Here is a 614-nt window from a genome sequence, read left to right as displayed (position 1 = left end):
CATTGTAATGTATGAGCCTGGCTCGTCTTTCTCTGAGCACTTTCACCCAATGGGTGAAGAGATTTTTGTATTGGAGGGCGTATTCTCAGATGAAACAGGAGACTTTGGCGCTGGAACCTATATACGTAATCCGCCTGGAAGCAACCATGCCCCGTTTAGTAAGCAAGGCTGTGTTATCTTGGTCAAGCTGAACCAGTTTTCACTCGAGGATAAAGAACAGGTACGCATCGATACTACTTCTACCTCTTGGCTGCCAGGAATCGGCAGGCTGCAGGTTATGCCTTTGCACGATTTTGAGCATGAGCATGTCGCACTGGTGAAGTGGCCGAGTAATGAGCGTTTTCAGTCTCACCGTCATTTTGGAGGGGAGGAAATTTTTGTCCTATCGGGAAAGTTTTGTGATGAGCATGGCATCTATCCTAAAGGAAGCTGGATACGTAGCCCTCACATGAGTCAGCATCACCCCTTCGTTGAAGAGGAGACGGTCATTTTGGTGAAAACTGGGCACTTACCCGTGCCAATTAACCCTTAGATAATTAAGAGGCGAAAGTATCTCTACACACTAAAACGCTTTTAGTCAGCTCTGCTTAAGTGAGCAAAGTGGAATCTTAGGT

At 46.4% G+C, this 614-nt stretch carries 1 protein-coding gene; it reads left to right on the top strand.

Going from position 1 to position 614, the window contains the following annotated elements; translation table 11 throughout:
• Nucleotides 1-532, top strand: a 532-nt coding sequence (locus A3735_RS28545) for a cupin domain-containing protein (RefSeq protein ID WP_068639116.1), incomplete at its 5' end; no start/stop codon positions are given.
• Between the last annotated feature and the right edge of the window lie 82 nt (nt 533-614).

This window comes from Oleiphilus sp. HI0061, from assembly GCF_001635675.1.
The sequence above is the reverse complement of the archived record's forward strand: the minus strand, read 5'-3'. Positions and strand labels throughout refer to the sequence as shown.